Origin of the sequence: Symbiopectobacterium sp. RP (assembly GCF_050472005.1) — a bacterium.
Taxonomy (GTDB): domain Bacteria; phylum Pseudomonadota; class Gammaproteobacteria; order Enterobacterales; family Enterobacteriaceae; genus Symbiopectobacterium.
Genome location: NZ_JBGOGS010000002.1, coordinates 188,531 through 211,379, shown reverse-complemented (window position 1 = coordinate 211,379; position 22,849 = coordinate 188,531). Strand labels below are relative to the sequence as shown.

Sequence of the window (22,849 nt, the reverse complement as noted above, 5' to 3'; positions counted from 1 at the left end):
GACCACGCGTCCGCGAAAGATCGATGAATCCGAGTTGATAAAAGATGTTGAACAATATTCAGATGCTGGCTTTGTTGAATAAACATATTTTATGCTGCACCCCCGGTGAAACGACAGATCCTCGCAACGAAAAATCATGCAGTTAGGCCTCATAAGAAAACTGTAAACCTGATGTTGCAAGCATTTTCTACCAAAACTGGCTGGCAAAACAGCATGACTCACTATTATTCAACAAAGCCCCAGATGCTTACCAAAAAGAACGTGCAGAGCGTTTTGGCGTTTGTCAGAAGGCCATTTGGCAAGCTCTTAAAAAGCTGGGATTGACCTATAAAAAAACGCTACCTCATCCGAAAGCCGACGAAAGCGCCCGGCAAGCATTTCAACAAAAAAACAACAGTATGAAAAAGAAGGTAAACCTATTGTTTTTAAGGGAAGAACAAATGTTATCGGCGCTTTATTAGGCACAACGCTGTTTGCTATCGGATTATTTGATATCAATATTAACAGCGATGTTTTCTATTCCTGGGTCACACAAGTCCTTATCCCAGTACTCCCTAAAAACAGGGTAATCGTGATGGACAATGCAACTTTTCACAAAAAACATAATATTCAACAAGTCATCATCGATGCAGGGTATATGGTGGAGTATTTGCCTACATATTCGCCAGATCTTAACCCCATTGAGCATAAATGGGCACAAGCAAAAAAAGAGAGAGTGGTTGCGATACAGAGATTTTGTTCTCAGTCCATATGGTGTAATCAAAATTAAGTCGCTTGGCTATAGCATCACCGGTGATTATTTATAGAAAATACTTCTTTATTGAGTATTGATTGAAATACGAAAAAGGGGAGAAGACGGTATGGAGATACCAAGACCAAACCGATGACAATGCGCGCATCAAATAGAAAGAACATGATGGTATAGCCAACCGACATTATTTTGATAACAGCCAGCTATGCTTTTTTTGCCGCATATCATGGCATTAGATGTAATCATTTTTAAGTCGTTTGGCTATAACAACATCGCGCTATCGCCTATACGATAGCGCGAGGAGAGAAACAGCATACTACTCGCAATACTGGCGCAGTGCGTCTTGTTTCTCGGGTAGCAGGCGGTAAAGGTACACAGGGCGACCAGTCGATCCGTAAAGGATATTGGTGGCAAGAATATTAGTATCAGCGAGATATGTCAGATACTTACGGCAAGATACGCGAGAGATGCCAATCGCGTTTGCCAGCATTTCCGTGGAAAACTCAGCCCCTTGGTTGCCTTCAATCCATTCACAGACGGTGCGTAGCGTCAGACTGGTCAGCCCTTTCGGCAGTTTTTTACGCTCACCGGCCACACCGCCGCTGGTGCGACGAATCAGGCTATCAATGTCCGACTGAGCAACAAATTCTCGATGTTTCAGCAGGTTCGCTTCTTCGCGATAGGCGGTCAGCGCCTGTTCAAAGCGAGAGAACTGGAACGGTTTGATCAGGTAATCGACCACGCCGTAATGCAGTGCTTTCTTAATGGTATACACATCACTGGCGGAGGAGATGATAATCACATCCGTTTGTTCGCTGAACTCACGAATGGTCGGCAGCAGATCCAACCCGTTATCCTGCTGCATATAGATATCGAGCAGCACCAGATCGATCTCGGAATCGGGTTGCATCAGTAAATTTCGCGCCTGCTGTAAGGTTGGCACCGTTGCATAACAGTTGAAACCGGGCACCTGGCTCAGATAGGAACGGTTAAGTTCTGCAACCATGGCATCGTCATCAACAATCAGTACATTTATCATGGTTAAACAGCCTTGGCTTGATAAGGGATATTCACGAAAAACAGGGTATACACCTCAGGTTCCGACTCAAAATCGATACTACCGCCCACTTTTTCCATGCTCTGCTTGGTCAGGTAAAGACCGATTCCGCGCCCGGACCCCTTGGTGGAGAATCCTTGTTCATAAATACGGTGCTGATTTTCCAGCGTAATACCGGGGCCATCATCGCCCACGATGCAGTGCAAGCGCCCATCCTGATGATGGAAACTCACGCTGATTTCTCCGTTTTCCATGTTACTCATTGCATCCATGGCATTCTCAATCAGGTTACCCAAAACGGTGATCAACTCATTGGTGGCATCCATATCGTCGGTTTCGGGCAACAAGCTCTCTTCGGTTATCGACAGTTGTATGCCAAGATCGCGCGCCCGGTTGATTTTACCCAGTAAGAACCCGGCAATCACCGGTGATTTCACCTTGCGAATAATCGAGCCAATTTCTGCCTGATAGTTGTTCGCCGTTTTTAAAATATAGTCTTCCAGCTGCGAGTAGTATTTCAAATGGAGCATGCCCAAAATCACATGCAGCTTGTTCATAAACTCGTGGGACTGTGCCCGTAGCGCATCGGCGTAATAGGACATCCCCGTCAAGCGCTGCAACAACAGGCCAATTTCAGTCTTGTCGCGGAACGTGGCGATAGCACCAATCACGTTACCTTTCACCGTCACTGGCACGGTATTGGTCAGCAGCAAATTGCCGTTGATATTGATCTCTTCATCACGATGAGCGATACCACTTTCCAGCACTTGTCTGAGTCGAAGGTGCTCCATCCACTGCTCGCTGATGGTTTCTGCCGACGCATTGGCCGCCATATTGCCTTGTCGGAACAGCCTGCGCGCTTCATCGTTAATCACCGTAATACGGCCGCTGTCATCCACGGCAATCACCCCTTCCTTGATCTGTTTCAGCATGGCGTTGCGCTGCTCAAACAGATTGGAAATCTCATAGGGTTCAAACCCAAGCATGATGCGCTCGTGGATTTTCACCAGCACCAGCGTGCCGAGTCCGCCAACCAACGCCCCGGCCAGCAGCGCCCAAGGGATCATCCAGCGGTTTTCACTGATCACTTTCTGCACGCTGGTCAGCGCAATGCCTAGCGCCACAACGCCGACCTGCTTGCCATCATTATTAAAAACCGGTGTAAACACCCGCAGCGCCGGGTCCAGCGTACCACGGTTAATCGAGGTATTTTCTAGCCCAAACAGCGCAGGATAAATGTCGCGCCCGGCAAAATGTTCACCAATACGCTCCCGTTCCGGGTGGGTATGTCGCACCGTGTCCATGTCGGTCACGGTGACAAACAGCAGCTGATTGCGGTGCGTGATGGTCTCGGCGGCACGCTGCAGCGCTTCGGGGTTACCCAATCCTTGCAGCTCATCAATCACTACCGGGGAAGCGGCAAAGGTGCGCGCAATGGCAAACGCCTTGTCGCGCAGGCTGTCTTCGGAGAGTTGGTTAATGCGGAAAAACAGCAGAGCATAGACCACCAGCAACACTGCGCCCAGCACGACAGAGACCATCAGAAAAACGGATGTTCCCAGCTTCATCGGTGCTTTTGTCCTGCTCATGTCTTGCTCCGGAATCACCTTGGATATCGTTATCTTAACCTGTTTTTCCGTATTTATCGTCCTGCGTTATTGCCCCGCGTTACGGGGCAACAAAAATCGCAGTCTGATGGGGATTACCAGAATCCCAATACCTTCCACCACATGCCGCCAATACCCAACCAGATAGGAATCACGACCGATAAAGAAGCCAATTTTCCACCAAGTTGACAGCGGCATATAACCACATCCAAACAGGATCGGTGCCGGACCGCTTGAGTAGTGTGTGGTGGACATGAACAGGTTACTGAAGATACCAAACGCCAGCACGGTCAGCATCGGCGGTACGCTTGCCGCCAAAGCAATGGAAACAAAGATGGCATACATGGCGCTGATATAGCCAAGCGACTTAATTTTGATTACACCATATGGACTGAGAACAAAATCTCTGTATCGCAACCACTCTCTCTTTTTTTGCTTGTGCCCATTTATGCTCAATGGGGTTAAGATCTGGCGAATATGTAGGCAAATACTCCACCATATACCCTGCATCGATGATGACTTGTTGAATATTATGTTTTTTGTGAAAAGTTGCATTGTCCATCACGATTACCCTGTTTTTAGGGAGTACTGCGATAAGGACTTGTGTGACCCAGGAATAGAAAACATCGCTGTTAATATTGATATCAAATAATCCGATAGCAAACAGCATTGTGCCTAATAACGCGCCGATAACATTTGTTCTTCCCTTGGCTCCCCCGTTCTTCAGGCCAAAACACCGTTGACCTTTTGGGGAATAGCCGTGAGTCCGTGGGGTATCGTGTGGAAAACCACTTTCATCAATAAAAACAATAGGTTTGCTTTTTTTCATACTGTTGCATTTTTTGTTGAAATGCTTGCCGGGCGCTTTCGTCGGCTTTCGGATGACATAGAGTTTTTTTTATAGGTCAATCCCAGCTTTTTAAGAGCTTGCCAAATGGCCTTCTGACAAACGCCAAAACGCTCTGCACGTTCTTTTTGGTAAGCATCTGGGGCTTTGTTAAATAATAGTGAGTCATGCTGTTTTGCCAGCCAGTTTTGGTAGAAAATTCTTGTCACCTCAGGTTTACAGTTTTCTTATGAGGCCTAACTGCATGATTTTGCGTTGCGAGGATCTGTCGTTCCACCGGGGGTGCAGCATAAAATATGTTTATTCAACAAAGCCAGCATCTGGATATTGTTCAACATCTTTTATCAACTCGGATTCATCGATCTTTCGCTGACGCGTGGTCGATGCTTTTGACTCTATAGCCAAGCGACATTATTTTGATAACAATTATCTGTATTTTTTTGCCACATATCAGGGCATTGGCTATAATCATTTTTAAGTCGGTTGGCTATATTTGATTAATCCAACGCGATACAGAGGCAGGGCCAATCCGAAATTGCTTCGCTGTTTCTCGGATACTCAACCCTCCTTCTTCCCGTGTAGATATCACTTTACGTCTAAAATCAATTGAATAGCTCATTTAAATAATGTAATCAAAATTAAGTCGTTTAGCTATACTGATAATGATGAGGAGCTTAACTAACCTGCTATTGTTTGCAGATACAAAAACACCACGCTAGAAGATTAAAACGGAATTCGTTTTTTCCACCCAATGCAGTGCGGAGGAGCGGTGTTTCGTTATTCTTCCTTCATCACCCCGACTACCAATATCTTATTCTCTTGATTGTCATTCTAATTCGGTAATAAGGATATTTTGTAAAGCGGATACATCAGCAGCAGAAAAAAAGGCGAGAAAACAATTGGTCAGGGTATTTTTCTCGCCCCATCAAATCGTATGATTAACCTAGAACAAATAGAGTAAACGGCAGTTGAATGATCGTTATTTTACTTACTAAATCGATTTAATAGTTTAAATATACCCGTGATCATTGAAGATGCTTGATTTTACGCGGTAAGAAGATCATGCTCATCCACTATGAAGATATTTATTACCGACAACCAAAAAGCCGAACTCGAACACCTTCATGACACCAGTCGTGATAAGCGTGTTTGTGATCGCATCAAAGCCGTCCTGCTGGCCTCCGAAGGCTGGAGCTCTGCGATGATTGCGCAAGCTCTGCGTCTGCACGAAACGACGGTAAACCAACATATCAACGATTACGTCAACACTCGCAAACTTAAACCTGAAAACGGTGGGTCTGCAAGTCGGCTTTGTGCTGAAAAAACTGCGCTCTTAATCAGCTATTTATCTCAACATCTCTTCCATCATACCCACGACATCGTGGCTTATGTCGAACATCGCTGGGCTATCCGATTCAGTATTCCCGGCATGAACAAGTGGTTGCACCGTCATGGTTTCTCCTACAAAAAACCGGCGGGCGTCCCCCATAAATTCAGTGAAGAAAATCAGAAGCATTTCATTGAATATTATGAGAATTTAAAGAAAACAGCCGGCAATGAGCCGATTCTGTTTATCGATGCGGTTCATCCGACACAAGCCACAAAGCTCAGTTATGGATGGATACGAAAAGGGCATAAAAAGTCAGTTAAAACAACGGGAAGTCGAACCCGTCTGAATATACTGGGTGCGCTGAATCTGAGCGATATCGGCGGTACGGTTATTCACGATTACAAAACAATTAATGACTACAACATTGCTCGTTTTTTCATTGAGATACGCAAACGTTACCCTGATTACCGACAGAGAATCCATGTAATACTGGACGGTGCGGGTTATCACCGAGCCCAATTGATTAAGGATTGGGCCTTTGTCGTGAACATAGAGCTTCACTATTTACCGCCTTACAGTCCGAATCTGAACGCGATAGAACGCCTGTGGAAAGTGATGAATGAGCATACACGGAATAATCGCTATTTTGAAAACACCCGCGATTTTCGGGATGCAATATTCAATTTTTTCACCAATACGCTACCAGAAATAGCGGACTCGCTGACGTCCAGAATTCACGATTGTTTTCAGGTGCTCAAACCTGCATCTTGAGGTTTATTGGGTATACAAAGGTGAAGTAAACTGCTGGAAATTAAAAATACGCATTCTACTTACTCGTTCATTTAATATCGTACGGATACACTATCAAGCCTCAGTTCCTTAATAAGGAAAATACATGAAGATTGATAACCTCACTTTTATTTTTTTCTTATTTTTTATGGGGTTTTTATCTCAAGCCAACGCATTGGAAATGGGATGCCATGATGATAAGGACACCGATTTAACGCGGGTCATCTCGTGTTATCGTGAAGATTTGGCGGCTATGCCGATGGATTATCATTACGAGGGTGATGATATTCAGGCTGACGTCAGAGTGAAGAAATACCGCATGATTTCTCAATCTTGGTCACCCGGCGGATTGGTGCAACCTGCGCAATGGCAACACAACGTTGATATCTATCTCCCTGCCCACCCGATTAAATCACAGCATGCGCTGATGGTTGTTAACAACGACATCAATTACCCAAACGGTATTATCAAAGCCAATGTGCATAACGAATTCAGCCCGGATATGCTGGCCTCTATTGCCCGCACAACCAAAGCGGTTGTTATCTCTGTAAGCAATATACCGAATCAATATCTTACTTACGGTGCGGATAATAAGCCGTTGAAAGAGGATGATAATGTTGCACGCAGTTGGTCATTATTCATGGATAATCCGTCGCTAAGAACGCGGGCTTCCGTGCATATTCCTATGGCGACTGCGGTGTCACAGGCGATTAGAGTGGCGAAGCAAGAATTAAAAGCACAGGGTATTACTCGGTTTATTGTGACTGGCGCATCCAAACGGGGTTGGACATCCTGGTTGACCTTTATTACTGATCCTGATGTTGATGCTGTCGTGCCGTTTGTTATCGACCTGCTGGATACGCGCACTGCGCTAACGCATATGTATCGCTCTTACGGTGGCAATTGGCCCATCGCTTTTTATCCCTACTATCAGCAGGGCGTAGACAAAACCATCAATACCCCGGAATTTCAGGCGTTGATGAAAATTGAAGATCCAATGCAATATTTAGCAGCGGGCCAGTCTGCACAATTCAATAAAGCAAAATATATCGTCAATGCCAGCGGTGATGATTTTTATGCCACTGATAACGCACGCTTTTATTATGACGCGCTGCCGGGAGAGAAATCTCTGCGTGTGGTTCCCAATACCAACCATAACGGTATTTTAAAATACGTTGAGCGCACCTTGATTACCTTTGTAAATCGGTTTCTGAAAAATAAGCCGTTGCCGCAACTCACTGCCACACTCAAAGACGATGCGCTGAGTGTCACTTTTTCTGAAAAACCTGTCACAGTGAAACGCTGGACGGCAAATAACCCTGAAGCACGGGATTTCCGCTATGCCTGTGATGTTCACTACCAGGGCACCACGGTGACGCTTCCCAGTAACGGGCCGGTAAACCTGGCGTTGAATTCACAGCATACTGGCTGGCAGGCGACCTTTGTGGAAGCGACGTTCAAGGACGGCTTTGTCGCGACCAGCCGGGTATACGTGACGCCTGATGATGTTTTCCCGACGGCGGCACCGCCAGTCAACGGTAACTTTTGCAAGACACTGCCGGGCCGTGGGCTCGGTGAAACAGTACCTTAAAGGGTAATAAGCGCGCCAACAGAACTGGGTTGGCGCGTAACAGGCTATTTAAGCACCTGCGGATTGACGCAGTTTTCTTTAACGTCGCCAGTGAGCGCTGCGATCAGATTATCAACCGCGCAGGCGGCCATGCCGTAACGAGTTTCGTGAGTGGCAGAACCGATATGCGGCAACGCAACGACATTGGGTAGCTTCAGCAGTGGGGAGTCAACCGGCAACGGTTCCTGAACAAACACATCTAGGCCGGCAGCATGGATAGTACCGTTGCTGAGGGCCTCGACTAATGCGGCCTCATCCACCCCGCACCGCGACCGATGTTGATCAGAATGGCGCTGGATTTCATTTTCGCCAGTTCTTCAGGCAAAAACACCGTTGACCTTTTGGGGAATAGCCGTGAGTCCGTGGGGTATCGTGTGGAAAACCACTTTCATCAATAAAAACAATAGGTTTACCTTCTTTTTCATACTGTTGTATTTTTTGTTGAAATGCTTGCCGGGCGCTTTCGTCGACTTTCGGATGACGTAGCGTTTTTTTATAGGTCAATCCCAGCTTTTTAAGAGCTTGCCAAATGGCCTTCTGACAAACGCCAAAACGCTCTGCACGTTCTTTTTGGTGAGCATCTGGATATGGTTCAACATCTTTTATCAACTCGGATTTATCGCTCTTTCGCTGACGCGTGGTCGATGCTTTTGACTCTATTTGGCTTTGTTGAATAAATAGATTTTATGCTGGCAGCCCAGCGAAACGACGGATCCTCGCAACGTAAAATCATGCAGTTAGGCCTCATGAGAAAAGTGTACACCTGAGATGACAAGCATTTTCAACCAAAACTGGCATGGAAAAACAGCATGATTACCTATTATTCAACAAAGCCACTCTATTTGATTAATCCAACGCGATACAGAGGCAGGGCCAATCCGAAATTGCTTCGCTGTTTCTCGGATACTCAACCCTTCTTCTTCCCGTGTAGATATCACTTTACGTCTAAAATCAATTGAATAGCTCATTTAAATAATATAATCAAAATTAAGTCGTTTAGCTATATCATCTCTCTCTTGTTGAAATCATCCACGAAATCAATCAGCAGGATACGCCAGCCTCCCCGAAACCCCGTACACCAGAAATGAGCATAACTCCTCACGAGGTGGTTATGGCACCAAAATCCACATGGCGACTGACGGAAGCGGCATCCCGCTAAACATCGTACTGAGTGCTGGGCAGGGTCACGAAAGCCTGTTTGCGTTACGACTCCTGGACGGAATTGGCGTGCAACGCCAGAACGGCAGCATGAAGCGTCGTGGCCATGCAGTACTGGCTGACAAAGCCTACTCTGGGAATGCACTACGTAACAACTTGAAAAAAGAGGGATAAAAATGGTTATTCCCCGAAAATCAAATGAAAAACGGGCTTCAGATGGACGCTCGCAACTTGATCGTGATGCTTATCGCCGTCGCAACGTTGTGGAAAGGTGTTTTGGCCGTTTAAAGGAATATCGACGGATTGCCACACGTTATGAAAAAATGGCAAGAAACTATCTAGCAATGGTGAAACTGGGCTGCATCCGCTTGTTTTACCGCCGGTTACGCAATTAAGGGACACAGCCTAGCCCTATTATCAATGAGTGACTCAGTTTCGATTTTAAAACATTCACGCTTGCCTTATATTACCTTTCACTGCCCTTTTTTTGTCACAGGCCATTTACTTTCATGAAAGATATTGAAACGCTCATCGCCAACAACCAGCGTTGGTCCAACACCATGGTTGAAGAAGATCCGGGTTACTTTGAACGTCTGGCGTTGGCACAAAAACCCCGTTTTTTGTGGATTGGCTGCTCTGACAGTCGCGTACCTGCTGAAAGCCTGACCAGCCTTGCGCCCGGCAAAGTGTTCGTTCACCGCAATGTGGCAAACCTGGTTATCCATACCGATTTAAACTGCCTTTCCGTAGTGCAGTATGCCGTTGAAGTGCTCGAAGTCGAACACATCATCATTTGTGGGCATTACGGTTGCGGCGGCGTGCAGGCGGCGGTAGAAAACCCTGAATTGGGGCTTATCAACAACTGGCTGCTGCACATCCGTGATTTGTGGTACAAGCATAGCTCGCTGTTGGGAGAATTGCCGCCCGAAGAACGCTTTAACAAACTGTGTGAAATCAATGTGGTAGAACAAGTCTACAACCTAGGCCATTCCACCATCATGCAATCCGCCTGGAAGCGAGGCCAAAAGGTCACGATTCACGGCTGGGTGTATGGCATCAAGGACGGTTTGTTAAGCGATCTGGAAGTTACCGCTACTAGCCGCGAAACGCTGGAACAGCGCTATCGCCGCGCCATCTCTTCCCTGATCTAATTTTACAGGGGCACCTTATGTGCCCCTCTATCTGGCGCGACCACGTAGAGCCTATCCCAGTAGGCGAAATTGGCGCAGCCAGTTTAGTCACGGACAGCGTGCAGAAACCGGAGCGTACACGGAGTACGTGAGGATTTCGAGCACTGCCTAGGACCAAAATGGCAAGTAAAATAGCCCTAATGGGATAGGATCTTATTCCTGCGGAATCACCTTGCCAATATAAGGCAAATGCCGATAGTGCTGTGCGTAGTCGATGCCGTATCCCACCACAAATTCGTCAGGAATAGAAAAACCGACCCACTCCACTTTCACGTCAACTTCCCGGCGCTCCGGCTTATCCAGCAGCGTACAGATAGCCAGCGACGCAGGCTCACGCAGATGCAGAATTTCGCGTACTTTGCTCAGGGTGTTTCCGGAATCGATGATGTCTTCCACGATCAGCACGTGTTTACCACGGATGTCTTCATCCAGATCTTTGAGGATCTTGACGTCTCGCGTAGAACTGGTACCGCTGCCGTAACTGGATGCCGTCATAAAGTCCACTTCGTGGGAGACATCGATAGCCCGGCATAAATCGGCCATGAAAATAAACGAACCGCACAGCAGCCCGACTAACACCAGATCGCTGTCACTGCCACGATAGTGCTGGCTGATTTCCTGACCTAATGCGCTCACGCGCGCGCGAACGTTCGCTTCGGCAATCATGACGTCCACAGTATGTTTCATCATACACATCACTCGTTTTAAAAAAGGGCGACACCACAGCGCTACGCGGCTTATTCGCAGCCTGTTCACGGCTTCTTTGAGGCGCGCAGTATAACGCCACAGCACAGGGTTCTCAATGACACAGGAAAAGGCTCAGGAAAAGGCTCGGGAAAAGGCTTATGCGCCTCTCATTGCCAGACGATCGCAAAATGACAGGAGTGTAAGTGAAGTGTTATCGCAGCATAAAACTGGGTAAAACACATTGCGCGCCTCCAGCAAGAGCAGCTTTGATAGGGCTTACACTCAGTCAGCGAGAAAGGTATTTTATGAATATGACGCGCCCGCACCCTACTCTTTTGCTTGCCCTGTTGTTAGGGAGCTCTTGGATAGCGCAGGCCGCACCAGACACACCACGGCCACTGCCTATAGGTGCCCCTCACTTTGCCAAAGGCGAACTCTCGCCCCCGCCCCCTGTATAGCTAAACGACTTAATTTTGATTACATTATTTAAATGAGCTATTCAATTGATTTTAGACGTAAAGTGATATCTACACGGGAAGAAGAAGGGTTGAGTATCCGAGACACAGCGAAGCAATTTCGGATTGGCCCTGCCTCTGTATCGCGTTGGATTAATCAAATAGAGTGGCTTTGTTGAATAATAGGTAATCATGCTGTTTTTCCATGCCAGTTTTGGTTGAAAATGCTTGTCATTTCAGGTGTACACTTTTCTCATGAGGCCTAACTGCATGATTTTACGTTGCGAGGATCCGTCGTTTCGCTGGGCTGCCAGCATAAAATCTATTTATTCAACAAAGCCAAATAGAGTCAAAAGCATCGACCACGCGTCAGCGAAAGAGCGATAAATCCGAGTTGATAAAAGATGTTGAACCATATCCAGATGCTCACCAAAAAGAACGTGCAGAGCGTTTTGGCGTTTGTCAGAAGGCCATTTGGCAAGCTCTTAAAAAGTTGGGATTGACCTATAAAAAAACGCTACGTCATCCGAAAGCCGACGAAAGCGCCCGGCAAGCATTTCAACAAAAAATACAACAGTATGAAAAAGAAGGTAAACCTATTGTTTTTATTGATGAAAGTGGTTTTCCACACGATACCCCACGGACTCACGGCTATTCCCCAAAAGGTCAACGGTGTTTTGGGCTGAAGAACGGGGGAGCCAAGGGAAGAACAAATGTTATCGGCGCTTTATTAGGCACAACGCTGTTTGCTATCGGATTATTTGATATCAATATTAACAGCGATGTTTTCTATTCCTGGGTCACACAAGTCCTTATCCCAGTACCCCCTAAAAACAGGGTAATCGTGATGGACAATGCAACTTTTCACAAAAAACATAATATTCAACAAGTCATCATCGATGCAGGGCATATGCTGAAGTATTTGCCTACATATTCGCCAGATCTTAACCCCATTGAGCATAAATGGGCACAAGCAAAAAGCAAAAAAAGAGAGAGTGGTTGCGATACAGAGATTTTGTTCTCAGTCCATATGGTGTAATCAAAATTAAGTCGCTTAGCTATACCGCTCAGCGTAAAGACCGAGCCGGAGACGCCGTCTAAATCAAACACCTTGCGGGCAACGATACGGCCAATCACGAACACGATCAGGCAACTGCCGAAAAACGTGATCAGCAATCGGGCATCCACCGGGGGTCGTTTGGAGAAATCACTCATCATGCGGAACAGCATGGCAGGCAGGGCGACAGAGAAGACAAAGCGGCTGACGCCATCGGTGAACGCGGTAGGCCATTTGGCAAACCGGATCAGGCTGTAGCCAAGAATAATCAATACAAACAGCGGTAGTGAAATCACCACCTAGTGCCAAAAGGAGAGTACAAAGGGGGCATAGGGTAATCCTTCAATGCCTCACTCAGCAGCGCTAGATAGCCTGAATAATGTAAGCGCCCACTAACAAGTCTGAACACATCAGGCAATCTCGCACATACGGAAAGGCGCGCAATCACCGGCTTGTTAGACGAATTATTATTTCCCCTGAGCATCGCTCAGGGGATATGGGCGGATTTAGCCGGCGAAAAACTCCGCGCCGATTAAATCTATCCGGTCTGTACAGATGCAGTCAACGCCCCAGGCCAGCAAATCACGCGCACGCGCTGGTGCGTTCACGGTATAAACCAAAATGCGTAGCCCAGACGCTTTCAGCAGCGCCACCCGTTGCGCATCCAGCAGTTCATGGTTGAGGTGAATGGAGACGCAGCCGAGATCGCGCGTCAGACGCAGCCAGTCCTCTTCCCACTCATCCAGCAACAGCCCGCGCGGCAGCGCTGGCACCGCCTGCTGTGCGGCAGCCAGTGCTTCAACAGAGAAAGAAGAGAGCAGCGGCTCAATCGGGTGATCGCGCCAAAGCTGTGCCACCGCCTGCGCGACGATGCGACCGGTGAGGGTTTCTTGTCCGGTACTCGGTTTGATCTCGATGTTGGCCGCTAAGTCATACTGCTTGCAGCGCGCCGCCACGTCAGATAACAGGGGTAAGCGCTCACCAACAAATTGTTGGTTGTACCACCCACCCGCATCCAAACCCACCAGTTTATCCCAGGGCAAATCACCCGCCACGCCCCAGCCGTTCGTGGTTCTCTCCAGCGTATAATCATGTAGCAAAAAGATTTCGCCATCCTGAGAGAGCTTGGCATCAAACTCGATCATTTTATGCCCGTGCTGCGCCCCCACATCAATGGCGGCCAGCGTATTTTCCGGTGCCAATGAGCCGCCGCCGCGATGGGCGACAATTGCCGGATAAGGCCACTGTTTTTCCATTATTCCACCCGCAATCCGCTTTCAGTATCAAAGAAATGCCACGCCTGCGCTGGCAGAGTCAGCCACAAGGTGTCGCCGCGTTCCGGACACTGTTCGTGGGAAAGGCGCACCACTACCCGCTGTTCCCTCCATGCACCGTGCGCCAGGTTATCCGCGCCCAGCAGTTCAAGGGTGGTCAGCAATAGCGGTATGCCACCCGCCTCACGCGTGGTCAACTGAATATGCTCCGGTCTGACGCCCAACGTCAATGCCCGACCGCCCCATGCGGGTTTTGCCACTGGTAGCGGTAAGACGAACTCCGCGCTGAACATAAACTGTGTGCCGTCATCGCTGATGCGCCCGGCCCACAGATTCATGGCAGGGGAGCCGATGAAACTGGCGACGAACAGCGAGGCAGGACGGCGATAAATTTCCGTCGGCGGCCCAATCTGTTCGGCAATCCCTTTGTTCATCACAATCACGCGCTCTGCCAGCGTCATGGCTTCCACCTGATCGTGCGTGACATACAGGCTGGTGGTGCGTAACCGCTGATGCAGTTGCTGGAGCTCAAGACGCATCTGCACACGCAGTTTAGCATCCAGGTTGGAGAGCGGCTCATCGAACAAAAATACCGCGGGCTCGCGCACGATAGCACGGCCCATGGCGACACGCTGACGCTGCCCGCCGGAAAGCTCGCGCGGTTTACGCTGCAACAGCGGCAGAAGTTCGAGAATACGCGCAGCATCTTCAACACGCTGGCGGATTTGCGCTTTACCAAAGCCGCGGATTTTCAGTCCATAAGCCATGTTTTCATAGACGCTCATGTGCGGGTACAGCGCATAGTTCTGGAACACCATGGCGATACCACGATCTTTCGGTTCCCGCTCGGTCACCCGTTCGCCATCGATATAAATATCCCCGCTGGTAGTGCGTTCCAATCCGGCCACCATGCGCAGCAGGGTAGATTTACCACAGCCAGAAGGCCCCACCATTACCACAAACTCACCGTCCGCCACATCCAGATCGATGGGCTGAATTACCTGTGTTTTACCGTCATAGGATTTGGTGACGGCCTGAAGTTTTAAACCTGCCATATCGTCTTATTTCTCACTATCCACCAGACCACGCACAAACCAGCGCTGCATCAACAGCACCACCAACAGCGGCGGCAACAACGTCATCAACATCGCCGCCATCACGTGGTTCCACTTGGTGGCGACATCGCCAGAGGCGATCATGCTTTTCAACCCAGCCACCGCGGTGCCAAGGTTGACGTCGTTGACGATCAGCAGCGGCCAGAGATACTGGTTCCAGCCGTAAATAAAGGTAATCACAAACAGCGCCGCCAGATTGGTACGCGAGAGCGGCAACACCATATCGAAAAAGAAACGCATCGGGCTGGCACCATCAATGCGCGCTGCCTCCATCAGTTCATCCGGCAGCGTCATAAAAAACTGCCGAAACAGAAAGGTGGCGGTAGCCGAGGCCATCAGCGGCAGCGTCAAACCGGTCATGCTGTCCGTCATGTTCAAATGGGCAATCACTTCCACCGTCGGGAAGATACGCACTTCCACGGGCAGCATCAGCGTCAAAAAAATCATCCAGAAGAACAGCGAGCGGCACGGGAAACGAAAGTAGACAATGGCGTAAGCAGAGAGAATGGATACGGTAATTTTGCCGAAGGTAATGGCTAACGCCATCACGGCGCTATTGAACAGCATCTTGCCGAACGGCGCGTTGTTCGAACCAGCACCGTGGTGCCAGACATACACCAAGTTATCCCACAGTTGGGTACCGGGGAGCAGCGTCATCGGCGTTTGAAATACCGCCTGATTGTCTAGCGTTGCAGCCACCACGGCGACATAGAGCGGAAACAGAATGGCGAGTACGCCGACTATCAGCATCAAATGGCTGAAGATATCCAGCCCGCGACGATTTTCGATCATCGGTGCGCCCCTTAGTAATTGACCTTGCGTTCCACAAAGCGGAACTGAAGGACCGTCAAGCCAACCACCAGCAGCATCAACACCACCGACTGCGCCGCAGAGCTGGAAAGATCCAGACCGGCAAACCCTTCACGGTAAATTTTGAAGATCAGGGTGGTCGTAGCCTGCATCGGCCCGCCCGCCGTGGCGGCATCGATAATGGGAAAGGTGTCGAAAAAGGCATAAACCAGATTGACTACCAGCAGAAAGAAGCTAACCGGAGAAATCAGCGGCAGCACCAAATTGAAGAAACGGCGCACTGGACCTGCACCGTCAATGGCCGCGGCCTCCACCAGAGAGCGAGAAATGGACTGCAACGCGGCCAAGAAAAACAGAAAGTTATAGCTTATCTGCTTCCAGATGGACGCCAGCACCACCAGAAACATCGCCTGGCCACTGTGGGTGGCGTGATTCCAGTCATAACCCCACAGGCTTAAGCCATACGTGATTAATCCGCCGGGGCTGAATAAAAACATCCACAGAGCTGCTGCCACCACCGGAGCCACCGCGTAAGGCAGAATAAACAGGGTTTGGTAAAGGCGGCGGCAGCGCAACACATAATCCACCAACGCCGCCAGCAGTAACGACACGCCCATACCGCACACGGTTACCAACGAACTGAACACCATGGTGGTATAGAACGCGTCCAGATAGTAACTGTCGCTCATCAGATGGCGGAAGTTTTCCAGACCGACAAACTCGCTGGAGAGACCAAAGGGATCAATACGCTGCGTGGAATACAACAATGCCTGACCAGCGGGCCAGATAAAGAAAATCACCGTGATAGCCAGTTGGGGAAACACTAACGCATAAGGTAACCAGCTACGGCCAAAGACAGGGCGGGATGAGGTCATGCCACATACTCAATCAAAGAAGGGGAAAACAAAGCGACATCTGTCGCCCTCCGTCATTCCCGCGCAGGCTGGAATGACAAGAAAGTGCCTGTAACCTTACTTAGTGGACTGCTCGAAGCGACGCAACAACACGTTGCCGCGCTCAACCGCCGTATCCAACGCTTGCTGCGGCGTTTTCTTACCGGTCCAGACACTTTCCAGCTCTTCATCCACGACGGTACGGATCTGCGGCATATTGCCTAAACGCAGCCCTTTGGTGAAAGCCAACGGCGGCTTGTTCAGCATCTGACGCGTCGCAATGTCCGCAGCGGGGTTCTTCTCATAGAAACCCTGCTGCTTGGTCAACTCATACGCGGCGGTGGTGATCGGCAGATAGCCGGTTTTCTGGTGCCATTCGGCGGCCATTTCCGGCTGCGTCAGGAATTGCATAAACTGTGCAACGCCTTTGTAAGTGGCATCGTCTTTACCGCCCATCACCCACAGGCTGGCACCGCCGATAATGGCGTTCTGTGGCGCATTCGGCACCTCAGCGTCATGCGGCATCATTCCTACGCCATAGTTGAAGTTGGCGTGAGCGTGGATGTTAGCCAACGAACCGGAAGACGCGGTGGTAATGGCACAATCGCCGTTGTAGAACTTCTCGGTCGACTCATCCTTGCGGCCGTAGTAAGTGAAGTCCCCTTTTTTGTTCATGTCCTGCAACAGTTGGATATGCTTGATTTGCGTCGGCTTGTTGAATTCCAGTACCGCATCCGTGCCGTCGAAGCCGTTATTTTTGCTGGCAATCGACAAAGCATGCCAAGCGCTGAAGTTTTCAATCTGGATCCAACCCTGCCAACCGCTGGCGTAGCCGCACTTCATGCCTGCCGCGCGCAGCTTGGCCGTATACTCTGCCATTTGCTGCCAGGTTTTCGGTGATTGTTCAGGGTCCAGCCCGGCTTTTTTGAAGGCATCTTTGTTGTAGTAAAGCAGCGGGGTTGAGCTGTTGAACGGTTGTGATAGCGGGTGTCCCGTTTTCGCGTCGGCGTAGTAACCGGAGATGGTCGGCACAAACACGCTCTCATCAAAGTCGATCCCAGCATCTTTAAATACCTGATACACCGGTTTTATCGCCTTGCTCGCCATCATCGTGGCGGTACCCACTTCATACACCTGAAGGATGGCGGGCGCGTTACCGGTGCGGTAAGCCGCAATCCCTGCCGCTAGGCTCTGCTCATAGTTGCCTTTGTAAACCGGCACAATTTTGAGATCGGGGTGCGATTGGTTAAAACGCGTTGCCAGTGAATCCACCGTTTTTCCCAGTTCGCCTTCCATCGAATGCCAGAAAGGGATCTCGGTCACCGCGTTGGCGTTAGCCTGATACGCCAACGTCAGCGCCACCAGAACTGCCGCATTACGCAGCGTCCGTGTTTTAAGCGCGTTCAACATGCCTATCTCCTGCCATAAAGTGTACTAGCTCAGACCAGATCCGACAGTTACCGATTATTTATACAGGTGGGTGTCTGTCAGATTACATCTGGTTCAGATTCTTTTCTGCCCAGATCCGTTTTCCATCGAGTAAAGTGGCCATCGGCGTACGCCCGCAGCACATTTTTCCCTGATGAGTTCGCTCATTATTGTAATGCCACAACCAGTTGTCCAGATCTACATTGTAATGCCACAACCAGTTGTCCAGATCTACCTGCAGGCTTTCCAGGTCTCCATATAACTTCTTGCGGAACGTAACCTGATAAAAATCCTGCAAAATGGTTTTATGGAAGCGCTCGCAGATGCCGTTCGTCTGCGGAGACATCGCCTTCGTTTTCGTATGCTCGATATCGTTGATAGCCAGATAAAGCTGATAATCATGCTGCTCCACTTTACCACAGTACTCCGTATCCCTGTCGGTCAGTATTCTCAGCACCGGCAGTCCCTGAGCCTCGTAGAACGGGAGTACGCGATCATTGAGCAGGTCGGCGGCGGTGAGCGGTGTTTTATTCGTATACAGCTTGCAGTGTGCCACTTTCGAGTACGTATCCACGAACGTCTGCTGGTAGATACGGCCCACCCCCTTCAGATTGCCCACGTAGAAGGTGTCCTGTGAGCCCAGATACCCGGGATGTGCCGTCTCGATTTCACCGCAGGCCTCATCATCGTGCGCCTTCTTCTCCAGGGCTGCGATTTGAGCGTCGGTAAGGACAATGCCTTCTCTGGCGACCTTTTCCTCAAGCGCCTTCAGGCGTTTACGGAAGTTCTCCAGGTCGTGTCGTTGCCAGATGGAGCGCACGCCGCTGCCGGAGATAAACACGCCTTTTTTACACAGCTCATTACAGGTCCGGTGCTGCCCATGGGGCGGGAACTCAATAGCATAATCAACAACCGTGCGTTCAGTGGCTTCGTCGGCGCGGTTCTTCAGGTTCGGAACCCGGCGGTTCTGGTTAACCAGCGCATCAATGGCGCCTTCAGCAGCCAGTTCCTGATAACGGTAAAATGTATCGCGTGACACGCCCATGCTCTTGCAGGCTTTTGATACGTTACCGAGTTCTTCGGCGAGATTGAGCAGGCCGGCTTTGTGTTTGATAATGGGATTGTTAGTATGAAGCATGAGAGTTACCTCGCGTTTTGTTTAAGGATTAGACACCCATATCAAAACCGGTAACTCTCAACCTTTCAAGGTCCAGTGTCAGATCTAGTCGCGACTAATACAATTTATCGGACGCTGGACGCTGCTCACAAACGTTAGCAACGAGATCACCAGCGCGGAAGTCGCTCGCTGGTATTACTGGCGCTGGGGTATTGAATCCTTTTTTAAGCTGCTGAAAGGTGCCGGTCATGATGTAGAAAAATGGCTTCAGCGCAGTGCTGGTGCCCTGCTACGCAGGTTATTGATAGCTAGCATGGCATGTGTGCTGGTATGGCGGCTGCAACGCGCTGAAGGAGACGACAATGCGGCAGCCCGTCAGTTAATTTGCCGATTATCCGGACGACAACAAAAACGAGGGCGTAAAGAAAGCGCCCCAGCGCTGCTTGCCGGACTATCCATCCTGCTAAATACCTTGACGTTATTAGCAGACTATACCCCGGAAGAACTTGCCCACTTCGCTATGGTGGTTTTTAACCCTTTATGATGTGTAGATATAGCCAAGCGACTTAATTTTGATTACACCATATGGACTGAGAACAAAATCTCTGTATCGCAACCACTCTCTCTTTTTTTGCTTTTTGCTTGTGCCCATTTATGCTCAATGGGGTTAAAATCTGGCGAATATGTAGGCAAATACTCCTCCATATACCCTGCATCGATGATGACTTGTTGAATATTATGTTTTTTGTGAAAAGTTGCATTGTCCATCACGATTACCCTGTTTTTAGGGAGTACTGGGATAAGGACTTGTGTGACCCAGGAATAGAAAACATCGCTGTTAATATTGATATCAAATAATCCGATAGCAAACAGCGTTGTGCCTAATAAAGCGCCGATAACATTTGTTCTTCCCTTGGCTCCCCCGTTCTTCAGGCCAAAACACCGTTGACCTTTTGGGGAATAGCCGTGAGTCCGTGGGGTATCGTGTGGAAAACCACTTTCATCAATAAAAACAATAGGTTTGCCTTCTTTTTCATACTGTTGTATTTTTTGTTGAAATGCTTGCCGGGCGCTTTCGTCGGCTTTCGGATGACGTAGCGTTTTTTTATAGGTCAATCCCAGCTTTTTAAGAGCTTGCCAAATGGCCTTCTGACAAACGCCAAAACGCTCTGCACGTTCTTTTTGGTAAGCATCTGGATATGGTTCAACATCTTTTATCAACTCGGATTTATCGCTCTTTCGCTGACGCGTGGTCGATGCTTTTGACGCTATTTGATTAATCCAACGCGATACAGAGGCAGGGCCAATCCGAAATTGCTTCGCTGTTTCTCGGATACTCAACCCTTCTTCTTCCCGTGTAGATATCACTTTACGTCTAAAATCAATTGAATAGCTCATTTAAATAATGTGATCAAAATTAAGTCGTTTATCTATATGTCAGGCCGATGGTTTAGAACATCGCATTTCACACTACACTTGCAAACCGGACACTGAGGTGTCCTTTTTTTGTTTTTTATATAATACTTTGAAAAATAATAATAAAAAGTTATTCATTGCCTAAGCACCTACAAGCACAGTAGCCTACAGCATCTCTTTTTCGCGTAAGCTTGCCCCATGCTACTACTTATCGACAACTACGACTCCTTCACCTACAACCTCTACCAGTACTTTTGTGAGCTGGGCGCAGAGGTGTTGGTTAAACGCAACGACGCCCTGACGTTGGCGGACATTGAAGCGCTGGCCCCTACGCATCTGGTGATCTCCCCCGGTCCTTGCGCACCGGATGACGCGGGTATTTCTCTGGCAGCGATTCGCCATTTTGCAGGCAAACTGCCCATTCTGGGTGTGTGTCTCGGCCATCAGGCGATGGGGCAGGCATTTGGTGCGCGCGTGGTGCGGGCGCGCCAGGTGATGCATGGAAAAACCTCCGTAATACAGCACACCGGGAGCGGCGTTTTTAGCGGGTTGGCGCTGCCATTAACGGTGACGCGCTACCACTCTCTGGTGATCGATCCCGCTTCTTTGCCCGTCGAGTTTGACGTCACGGCCTGGACAGAGCGTGAAGGTGAGCGTGATGAAATCATGGGAATACGCCACCGTACCTTGCCGTTAGAAGGGGTGCAGTTTCATCCTGAGAGTATTCTGAGTGAGCAGGGGCATCAATTGTTGCAGAACTTCCTTAATACCTGAGGTTATAGCCAACCGACATTATTTTGATAACAGCCAGCTATGCTTTTTTGCCGCATATCAGGGCATTGGCTGTAATCATTTTTAAGTCGGTTGGCTATATCAGCATCGGTTGCGATAAAACGGACTGTCATAACGCGCTATTTTATAACCTTGTGTATTGATTTTTTATGCATATTTTATGATTGTGTTTTCACTTTAAGCAGTGTGGACGGAAGCAAATGACAACAGATTCAAAGGCGGTAACGCGGGCGACGCATGACAAAGTGATTCTACCCGTATACGCACCGGCGCAATTTGTGCCGGTTAAAGGCAAAGGTAGCCGCGTATGGGATCAGCAGGGGCGCGAGTATATCGACTTTGCCGGTGGGGTTGCGGTAACGGCATTGGGTCATTGCCACCCGGCGCTGGTGGCGGCGTTAAAGCAGCAGGGTGAAACGCTGTGGCACACCAGCAATATCTTCACCAATGAGCCAGCGTTGCGTCTGGCCAGCAAACTGATCGACGCCACCTTTGCCGAGCGCGTGTTCTTTGTTAACTCTGGTGCGGAAGCTAACGAAGCGGCTTTCAAGCTGGCTCGTCACTATGCGATTAAACGCCACAGCCCGTATAAAACCAAAATCATTGCGTTCTACAATGCGTTTCACGGCCGTACTTTGTTCACTGTTTCTGTAAGTGGGCAGGCGAAATACGCCGATGGCCTCGGACCAAAACCGGCCGATATCGTACACGTGCCGTTCAACGATCTGGCCGCAGTAAAAGCGGTGATGGATGACCACACCTGCGCCGTGGTGCTGGAGCCGATTCAGGGCGAGGGTGGCATTACACCGGCCACGCCGGAATTCCTCAAAGGCGTGCGTGAGCTGTGCGATCAGCATCACGCTCTGCTGGTGTTTGATGAAGTGCAAAGCGGCATGGGGCGTTCTGGCAAGTTGTTTACCTACATGCACTATGGCGTGGCGCCGGATATTCTCACTACGGCGAAAGCGTTGGGCGGCGGTTTTCCCATCAGCGCCATGCTGACCACTGAAGAAGTCGCCTCTGTGATGACCGTCGGTGTACACGGCACTACTTACGGCGGTAACCCGCTGGCTTGTGCGGTGGCTGAAGCAGCATTGGACACCATCAACACTCCGCAGGTGCTTTCCGGTGTACAAGCGCGCCACGAGCGTTTCGTTTCGATTCTTCAGGCAATTAATGAAGAGCACGGTATTTTTGAGCAGATTCGCGGTATGGGCCTGCTGATTGGTGCAGAACTGAAGCCAAAATGGCACGGTCAGGCGGGCAAGTTCCTTGCCGCTGCCGCAGAGCAAGGCGTGATGGTGCTGGTCGCGGGACCTAACGTGATGCGTTTTGTGCCGTCGCTGGTGATTGATCTGGAAGATATCGATCAGGGCATGGCGCGGTTCGCGCGGGCGGTGGAAGCGGTAGTAAAAGCGGCGTAGCTCGCCGGGTCAAAAAGCACGC

The 22,849-nt window shown here is 49.3% G+C and carries 27 protein-coding genes and 5 pseudogenes; 12 read left to right on the top strand and 20 right to left on the bottom strand.

Annotation, left to right across the window (positions count from 1 at the left end):
* Positions 1 to 182 precede the first annotated feature (182 nt).
* The 3 genes and pseudogenes from ACD630_RS19070 to ACD630_RS19060 all read left to right on the top strand — a co-directional run bounded on the left by ACD630_RS19070 (position 183) and on the right by ACD630_RS19060 (position 806).
* The gene (locus tag ACD630_RS19070) at positions 183 to 461 is read left to right on the top strand and encodes an IS630 transposase-related protein (RefSeq protein WP_430361190.1); all 279 of its coding nucleotides are present in this window, start codon (positions 183 to 185) and stop codon (positions 459 to 461) included.
* A pseudogene (locus tag ACD630_RS19065) lies at positions 377 to 652 on the top strand (transposase); the annotation flags it as partial. The gene ACD630_RS19070 and the pseudogene ACD630_RS19065, both read left to right, overlap by 85 nt.
* A gap of 28 nt (positions 653 to 680) precedes the next feature.
* The gene (locus ACD630_RS19060) at positions 681 to 806 is read left to right on the top strand and encodes a hypothetical protein (protein ID WP_430360302.1); all 126 of its coding nucleotides are present in this window, start codon (positions 681 to 683) and stop codon (positions 804 to 806) included.
* A 261-nt stretch (positions 807 to 1,067) separates the two neighbouring features.
* Here ACD630_RS19060 and dcuR read toward each other — a convergent pair whose 3' ends face one another.
* The 7 genes and pseudogenes from dcuR to ACD630_RS19025 form a co-directional block, all read right to left on the bottom strand.
* Positions 1,068 to 1,790, bottom strand: coding sequence for a two-component system response regulator DcuR (gene dcuR, locus ACD630_RS19055; RefSeq protein ID WP_430360301.1), 723 nt, complete (start codon positions 1,788 to 1,790; stop codon positions 1,068 to 1,070).
* A 2-nt stretch (positions 1,791 to 1,792) separates the two neighbouring features.
* Positions 1,793 to 3,397, bottom strand: a complete 1,605-nt coding sequence (locus ACD630_RS19050) for a sensor histidine kinase (RefSeq protein ID WP_430360300.1) — start codon at positions 3,395 to 3,397, stop codon at positions 1,793 to 1,795.
* Positions 3,398 to 3,510: 113 nt separating this feature from the next.
* Positions 3,511 to 3,772 (bottom strand): annotated as a pseudogene (locus tag ACD630_RS19045) (anion permease); the annotation flags it as partial.
* Positions 3,773 to 3,782: 10 nt separating this feature from the next.
* Positions 3,783 to 4,244, bottom strand: a complete 462-nt coding sequence (locus ACD630_RS19040; RefSeq protein ID WP_430360299.1) for an IS630 family transposase — start codon at positions 4,242 to 4,244, stop codon at positions 3,783 to 3,785.
* The gene (locus ACD630_RS19035; RefSeq protein ID WP_430360298.1) at positions 4,241 to 4,471 is read right to left on the bottom strand and encodes an IS630 transposase-related protein; all 231 of its coding nucleotides are present in this window, start codon (positions 4,469 to 4,471) and stop codon (positions 4,241 to 4,243) included. The genes ACD630_RS19040 and ACD630_RS19035 overlap by 4 nt, the downstream gene beginning before the upstream one ends.
* A 91-nt stretch (positions 4,472 to 4,562) precedes the next feature.
* Entirely contained in the window at positions 4,563 to 4,667 is a 105-nt protein-coding gene (locus ACD630_RS19030) for an IS630 transposase-related protein (protein WP_430360297.1), read from the bottom strand.
* Between the two features lie 82 nt (positions 4,668 to 4,749).
* The gene (locus tag ACD630_RS19025) at positions 4,750 to 4,881 is read right to left on the bottom strand and encodes an IS630 transposase-related protein (protein ID WP_430360296.1); all 132 of its coding nucleotides are present in this window, start codon (positions 4,879 to 4,881) and stop codon (positions 4,750 to 4,752) included.
* Positions 4,882 to 5,337: 456 nt separating this feature from the next.
* Here ACD630_RS19025 and ACD630_RS19020 point away from each other — a divergent pair, with 456 nt between their 5' ends.
* Both ACD630_RS19020 and ACD630_RS19015 read left to right on the top strand, forming a co-directional pair.
* Positions 5,338 to 6,363: an IS630 family transposase gene (locus ACD630_RS19020; RefSeq protein ID WP_430360295.1), complete on the top strand. Its 1,026-nt coding sequence runs from the start codon at positions 5,338 to 5,340 to the stop codon at positions 6,361 to 6,363.
* Positions 6,364 to 6,487: 124 nt separating this feature from the next.
* Entirely contained in the window at positions 6,488 to 7,972 is a 1,485-nt protein-coding gene (locus ACD630_RS19015; RefSeq protein WP_430360294.1) for a PhoPQ-activated pathogenicity-related family protein, read from the top strand.
* Between the two features lie 44 nt (positions 7,973 to 8,016).
* Here ACD630_RS19015 and ACD630_RS19010 read toward each other — a convergent pair.
* The 3 genes and pseudogenes from ACD630_RS19010 to ACD630_RS19000 all read right to left on the bottom strand — a co-directional run.
* Positions 8,017 to 8,330: pseudogene (locus ACD630_RS19010) on the bottom strand (NAD(P)-dependent oxidoreductase); the annotation flags it as partial.
* Positions 8,312 to 8,671 carry an IS630 transposase-related protein gene (locus tag ACD630_RS19005; protein ID WP_430361189.1) on the bottom strand — a complete coding sequence of 120 codons (360 nt, stop codon included), beginning with the start codon at positions 8,669 to 8,671 and terminating at the stop codon, positions 8,312 to 8,314. The gene ACD630_RS19005 and the pseudogene ACD630_RS19010, both read right to left, overlap by 19 nt.
* 164 nt (positions 8,672 to 8,835) lie before the next feature.
* Positions 8,836 to 8,979 (bottom strand): IS630 transposase-related protein, encoded by a 144-nt coding sequence (locus ACD630_RS19000; RefSeq protein ID WP_430360293.1) that lies wholly within the window; start codon positions 8,977 to 8,979, stop codon positions 8,836 to 8,838.
* Between the two features lie 130 nt (positions 8,980 to 9,109).
* On the opposite strand from ACD630_RS19000, the pseudogene ACD630_RS18995 reads away from it, so the two are divergent.
* Both ACD630_RS18995 and can read left to right on the top strand, forming a co-directional pair.
* Positions 9,110 to 9,564 (top strand): annotated as a pseudogene (locus ACD630_RS18995) (IS5 family transposase); the annotation flags it as partial.
* A 114-nt stretch (positions 9,565 to 9,678) separates the two neighbouring features.
* Positions 9,679 to 10,320 carry a carbonate dehydratase gene (gene can, locus ACD630_RS18990; RefSeq protein ID WP_430360292.1) on the top strand — a complete coding sequence of 214 codons (642 nt, stop codon included), beginning with the start codon at positions 9,679 to 9,681 and terminating at the stop codon, positions 10,318 to 10,320.
* 192 nt (positions 10,321 to 10,512) lie between these two features.
* Here can and hpt read toward each other — a convergent pair whose 3' ends face one another.
* Positions 10,513 to 11,049, bottom strand: a complete 537-nt coding sequence (gene hpt / locus ACD630_RS18985; protein WP_430360291.1) for a hypoxanthine phosphoribosyltransferase — start codon at positions 11,047 to 11,049, stop codon at positions 10,513 to 10,515.
* A gap of 487 nt (positions 11,050 to 11,536) precedes the next feature.
* Here hpt and ACD630_RS18980 point away from each other — a divergent pair, with 487 nt between their 5' ends.
* Complete coding sequence (locus ACD630_RS18980) at positions 11,537 to 11,680, top strand: IS630 transposase-related protein (RefSeq protein WP_430360290.1); 144 nt, start codon at positions 11,537 to 11,539, stop codon at positions 11,678 to 11,680.
* 149 nt (positions 11,681 to 11,829) lie between these two features.
* Entirely contained in the window at positions 11,830 to 12,540 is a 711-nt protein-coding gene (locus ACD630_RS18975) for an IS630 family transposase (protein ID WP_430361188.1), read from the top strand.
* A 20-nt stretch (positions 12,541 to 12,560) separates the two neighbouring features.
* Here the strand turns inward: ACD630_RS18975 and ACD630_RS18970 are convergent.
* The 7 genes and pseudogenes from ACD630_RS18970 to ACD630_RS18940 all read right to left on the bottom strand — a co-directional run.
* Positions 12,561 to 12,857 (bottom strand): annotated as a pseudogene (locus ACD630_RS18970) (AEC family transporter); the annotation flags it as partial.
* 207 nt (positions 12,858 to 13,064) lie between these two features.
* Positions 13,065 to 13,814, bottom strand: a complete 750-nt coding sequence (gene ugpQ / locus ACD630_RS18965; protein WP_430360289.1) for a glycerophosphodiester phosphodiesterase — start codon at positions 13,812 to 13,814, stop codon at positions 13,065 to 13,067.
* On the bottom strand, positions 13,814 to 14,887 hold the full coding sequence (locus tag ACD630_RS18960) for a sn-glycerol-3-phosphate import ATP-binding protein UgpC (RefSeq protein ID WP_430360288.1): 1,074 nt from the start codon (positions 14,885 to 14,887) through the stop codon (positions 13,814 to 13,816). Before ACD630_RS18960 ends, ugpQ begins: the two co-directional genes overlap by 1 nt.
* Positions 14,888 to 14,893: 6 nt before the next feature.
* A complete protein-coding gene (gene ugpE / locus ACD630_RS18955) occupies positions 14,894 to 15,739 on the bottom strand; it encodes a sn-glycerol-3-phosphate ABC transporter permease UgpE (RefSeq protein WP_430360287.1) in 846 nt (281 codons plus the stop codon).
* 11 nt (positions 15,740 to 15,750) lie between these two features.
* Complete coding sequence (gene ugpA / locus ACD630_RS18950; RefSeq protein ID WP_430360286.1) at positions 15,751 to 16,632, bottom strand: sn-glycerol-3-phosphate ABC transporter permease UgpA; 882 nt, start codon at positions 16,630 to 16,632, stop codon at positions 15,751 to 15,753.
* A 96-nt stretch (positions 16,633 to 16,728) separates the two neighbouring features.
* On the bottom strand, positions 16,729 to 18,060 hold the full coding sequence (gene ugpB / locus ACD630_RS18945; RefSeq protein ID WP_430360285.1) for a sn-glycerol-3-phosphate ABC transporter substrate-binding protein UgpB: 1,332 nt from the start codon (positions 18,058 to 18,060) through the stop codon (positions 16,729 to 16,731).
* An 82-nt stretch (positions 18,061 to 18,142) separates the two neighbouring features.
* The gene (locus ACD630_RS18940; RefSeq protein ID WP_430360284.1) at positions 18,143 to 19,216 is read right to left on the bottom strand and encodes an IS481 family transposase; all 1,074 of its coding nucleotides are present in this window, start codon (positions 19,214 to 19,216) and stop codon (positions 18,143 to 18,145) included.
* A 292-nt stretch (positions 19,217 to 19,508) separates the two neighbouring features.
* On the opposite strand from ACD630_RS18940, the gene ACD630_RS18935 reads away from it, so the two are divergent.
* On the top strand, positions 19,509 to 19,739 hold the full coding sequence (locus ACD630_RS18935) for a hypothetical protein (RefSeq protein ID WP_430358522.1): 231 nt from the start codon (positions 19,509 to 19,511) through the stop codon (positions 19,737 to 19,739).
* 32 nt (positions 19,740 to 19,771) lie between these two features.
* On the opposite strand, the gene ACD630_RS18930 is transcribed toward ACD630_RS18935, so the two are convergent.
* Positions 19,772 to 20,593 carry an IS630 family transposase gene (locus ACD630_RS18930; RefSeq protein WP_430360283.1) on the bottom strand — a complete coding sequence of 274 codons (822 nt, stop codon included), beginning with the start codon at positions 20,591 to 20,593 and terminating at the stop codon, positions 19,772 to 19,774.
* Positions 20,594 to 20,809: 216 nt separating this feature from the next.
* Between ACD630_RS18930 and ACD630_RS18925 the strand changes: the two genes are divergently transcribed.
* Positions 20,810 to 21,385 carry an aminodeoxychorismate synthase component II gene (locus ACD630_RS18925; protein WP_430360282.1) on the top strand — a complete coding sequence of 192 codons (576 nt, stop codon included), beginning with the start codon at positions 20,810 to 20,812 and terminating at the stop codon, positions 21,383 to 21,385.
* 2 nt (positions 21,386 to 21,387) lie between these two features.
* Here ACD630_RS18925 and ACD630_RS18920 read toward each other — a convergent pair whose 3' ends face one another.
* A complete protein-coding gene (locus tag ACD630_RS18920; protein WP_430360281.1) occupies positions 21,388 to 21,516 on the bottom strand; it encodes a hypothetical protein in 129 nt (42 codons plus the stop codon).
* An 87-nt stretch (positions 21,517 to 21,603) separates the two neighbouring features.
* Here ACD630_RS18920 and argD point away from each other — a divergent pair, with 87 nt between their 5' ends.
* On the top strand, positions 21,604 to 22,827 hold the full coding sequence (argD, locus tag ACD630_RS18915; protein ID WP_430360280.1) for a bifunctional acetylornithine/succinyldiaminopimelate transaminase: 1,224 nt from the start codon (positions 21,604 to 21,606) through the stop codon (positions 22,825 to 22,827).
* Positions 22,828 to 22,849: the final 22 nt, after the last annotated feature.